5 protein-coding genes are annotated in these 2,435 nt (G+C 67.0%); 1 reads left to right on the top strand and 4 read right to left on the bottom strand.

Translation table 11 applies throughout. The annotated features are described in order from the left end of the window. Positions 1-98: 98 nt before the first annotated feature. The 4 genes from rplI to rpsF all read right to left on the bottom strand — a co-directional run bounded on the left by rplI (position 99) and on the right by rpsF (position 1,800). Positions 99-545, bottom strand: coding sequence for a 50S ribosomal protein L9 (rplI, locus tag ACN6LM_RS37920; protein WP_018101870.1), 447 nt, complete (start codon positions 543-545; stop codon positions 99-101). An 18-nt stretch (positions 546-563) separates the two neighbouring features. Further along, positions 564-800 (bottom strand): 30S ribosomal protein S18, encoded by a 237-nt coding sequence (rpsR, locus tag ACN6LM_RS37915; protein WP_003967857.1) that lies wholly within the window; start codon positions 798-800, stop codon positions 564-566. A gap of 43 nt (positions 801-843) precedes the next feature. Then, complete coding sequence (locus tag ACN6LM_RS37910; RefSeq protein WP_445069968.1) at positions 844-1,437, bottom strand: single-stranded DNA-binding protein; 594 nt, start codon at positions 1,435-1,437, stop codon at positions 844-846. Between the two features lie 72 nt (positions 1,438-1,509). Then, complete coding sequence (rpsF, locus tag ACN6LM_RS37905; protein ID WP_018101872.1) at positions 1,510-1,800, bottom strand: 30S ribosomal protein S6; 291 nt, start codon at positions 1,798-1,800, stop codon at positions 1,510-1,512. A gap of 278 nt (positions 1,801-2,078) precedes the next feature. Between rpsF and ACN6LM_RS37900 the strand changes: the two genes are divergently transcribed. Next, on the top strand, positions 2,079-2,393 hold the full coding sequence (locus ACN6LM_RS37900) for a hypothetical protein (RefSeq protein WP_164399290.1): 315 nt from the start codon (positions 2,079-2,081) through the stop codon (positions 2,391-2,393). Positions 2,394-2,435 lie beyond the last annotated feature (42 nt).

The following is a 2,435-nucleotide window of genomic DNA, read 5'->3' as shown; positions in this document are numbered from 1 at the left end:
CCACCAGCCCACCACCCTCGTCCGCTCCTGGGGACAGCCAGCTCCTGACGGCTCCGGCGAGACCTGGCCCTTCACTGTTCTGCTGAGGTGCGGCCCGATCAGGCAGCAACGACCTCGACGCCGAGCTTCGCAGCGACCTCGGGGTGCAGACGCACGGACACCTGGTGCCCGCCGAGCGTCTTGATCGGCGAGCCCAGCTCGACGCGACGCTTGTCGACGTCCGGGCCACCGGCAGCCTTGATCGCCGAGGCGATGTCGGCCGGGGTGACGGAGCCGAAGAGGCGGCCGGCGTCGCCGGAGCGAACGGCCAGACGGACCTTCACGGCCTCCAGCTTGGCCTTGACCTCGTTGGCCTGCTCGATCGTGGCGATCTCGTGGATCTTGCGGGCGCGGCGGATCTGCGCCACGTCCTTCTCGCCACCCTTGGTCCAGCGGATGGCGAAGCCACGCGGAACCAGGTAGTTACGGGCGTACCCGTCCTTGACGTCTACGACGTCGCCAGCGGCACCGAGGCCGGTGACTTCCTGGGTGAGGATGATCTTCATGTTTCGGTCACCCTTCCCTTATCGCGCGGTGGACGTGTAGGGCAGCAGCGCCATCTCACGGCTGTTCTTGACTGCCGTGGCGACGTCACGCTGGTGCTGCGTGCAGTTGCCGGTGACGCGGCGGGCACGGATCTTGCCGCGGTCGGAAATGAACTTCCGCAGCATGTTCGTGTCCTTGTAGTCCACGTACTGGGTCTTGTCCTTGCAGAACGCGCAGACCTTCTTCTTAGGCTTGCGCACAGGCGGCTTCGCCATGGTGTTTCTCCTGTGTGATCAAGAAGTGGGGGTACGAGCTTCCCTAGAAGGGGGGCTCGTCCGAGTAGCCGCCGCCGGAACCGCCGGAGCTTCCGCCCCAGCTGCCTCCGCCTTGCTGGCCGCCCTGGCCGCCGGCCGGAGCGCTGGTGGCCCAAGGGTCGTCGGCGGGAGCACCGCCGCCACCCTGCTGGCCACCACCGGGACCGCCGCCCCAGTTGCCGCCACCCTGCTGGCCGCCGCCGTATCCACCCTGGCCGCCCTGGCCACCACGACCGGTGGTCTTGGTGACCTTGGCGGTGGCGTTCTTGAGGCTGGGGCCGACTTCCTCGACATCCAGCTCGTAGACCGTGCGCTTGACGCCCTCGCGGTCTTCGTACGACCGCTGCTTCAGCCGGCCCTGCACGACAACGCGCATGCCTCGCGTGAGCGACTCGGCGACGTTCTCCGCCGCCTGCCGCCAGACCGAGCAGGTGAGGAACAGGCCTTCGCCGTCCTTCCACTCATTGGTCTGCCGGTCGAAGATGCGGGGAGTGGACGCGACACGGAACTTCGCGACCGCCGCACCGGACGGGGTGAAGCGCAGCTCGGGGTCGTCGACGAGATTGCCGACGACCGTGATGACGGTCTCGCCTGCCATGGGTGAACCTCTCGGCGGGGATTTCTTGGCTGCTTGCTGCTACTCGGACCCGATGACCGCTGAGCCGGAAGCTCAGTGAATCTCGGGACGGAGGACCTTGGTCCGGAGGACCGACTCGTTCAGGTTCATCTGGCGGTCGAGCTCCTTGACGACCGCAGGCTCGGCCTGCAGGTCGATGACCGAGTAGATGCCCTCGGGCTTCTTCTTGATCTCGTAAGCGAGCCGACGACGGCCCCAGGTGTCGACCTTCTCAACCTTTCCTTCGCCCTCACGGACGACGGAGAGGAAGTTCTCGATCAGCGGGGAGACTGCTCGCTCCTCGAGATCGGGGTCGAGGATGACCATCACCTCGTAGTGACGCATGTGGAACCCACCTCCTTTGGACTCAGCGGCCACGGTCGTTCCGTGGCAGGAGGGTCGTGATGCGTTGAGCAACGGTGCCCGAGTAAAAACAGCCGCCACTGACAGCGCCCTCGGTGAAGAGGTGCGGTCCGTGCCGGCCTGGGCAGACACCGGTGCAGACCGACCAGAGTACCCGCAGACCACCTTCCGGTTGAAATCCAGTGGTCAGGGGACGCAATCTGTACACATCGGGTGTGAGCGGCGCCACGACGCGCCGCATGTCGGCCAGGAGGTACTCCATGGCACACGTAACGCGGACCCGCCCCTCCGTCTCCCTCTTCGCCACGGACGGCAGGCCCCATCCGCTGCAGGACGCGCTCGTGGTGGTCACGCTCGTCCTCGGCGCCCTCGCCTTCATCTCGGCGATGTTCCACCACCTGCACCTGCTCAGCTCATGGGCGGGCCTCATCGGGATCCTCACGGGGGCGTACGGCCAGTACATCTCCGTAACCACGCGCGAGAGGTTCCCACTGATCATCGGCATGGGCGCGTCCGCCCTCGGGTTCTTCCTCGGCATGGCCCACGGCGGACTCTTCGGCGGCGTGATCGGCTGACCTCTCGGGTCCGGCCCGGGCGGCCCCGTCACCGGACGGGGC

The organism is Streptomyces sp. SAS_281, assembly GCF_052542855.1.
This window is presented reverse-complemented; position numbering and strand designations above follow the sequence as displayed.

Coding starts and splice junctions, on each gene's coding strand:
- rplI (WP_018101870.1), bottom strand. CDS start 545: ATGAAGATCATCCTCACCCAGGAAGTCACCGGCCTCGGTGCCGCTGGC.
- rpsR (WP_003967857.1), bottom strand. CDS start 800: ATGGCGAAGCCGCCTGTGCGCAAGCCTAAGAAGAAGGTCTGCGCGTTC.
- ACN6LM_RS37910 (WP_445069968.1), bottom strand. CDS start 1,437: ATGGCAGGCGAGACCGTCATCACGGTCGTCGGCAATCTCGTCGACGAC.
- rpsF (WP_018101872.1), bottom strand. CDS start 1,800: ATGCGTCACTACGAGGTGATGGTCATCCTCGACCCCGATCTCGAGGAG.
- ACN6LM_RS37900 (WP_164399290.1), top strand. CDS start 2,079: ATGGCACACGTAACGCGGACCCGCCCCTCCGTCTCCCTCTTCGCCACG.